Origin of the sequence: Shewanella sp. SR44-4, from assembly GCF_014163715.1 — a bacterium.
In the GTDB taxonomy this organism is placed as follows: Bacteria; Pseudomonadota; Gammaproteobacteria; order Enterobacterales; family Shewanellaceae; genus Shewanella.
In genome coordinates, this window is record NZ_JACJDU010000193.1 from 1 (window position 1) to 244 (window position 244).

The 244-nt window shown below is 36.1% G+C and carries 1 protein-coding gene; it reads right to left on the minus strand.

The genetic code is table 11. The annotated features are described in order from the left end of the window. Positions 1-10: 10 nt before the first annotated feature. Positions 11-244 (minus strand): hypothetical protein (locus H5125_RS22000; RefSeq protein WP_182745525.1); only part of this gene is annotated, 234 nt, incomplete at its 5' end.

Below are 244 nucleotides of genomic sequence, written 5' to 3' on the forward strand. Positions count from 1 at the left end.
TTCGCTTTATTTATTCGCATCTATCTTCATCAATTGGCGATAGGACACTTCGTAAGGGGGGATTATGCGTCACAATCGATTTTTGAAAGCTCACATTTAAATCAGCTAATGACTCAATACCAAATTCTTTTAATGCTGACATCAATTGCTCTCCCTTGATATTTTTGTCACGTAAATCAATCACAAAGCTTTGTAAGTTTTGCAGTTCAGCCAATATTTTACTGACTTCTTTACTGAGTGGTGC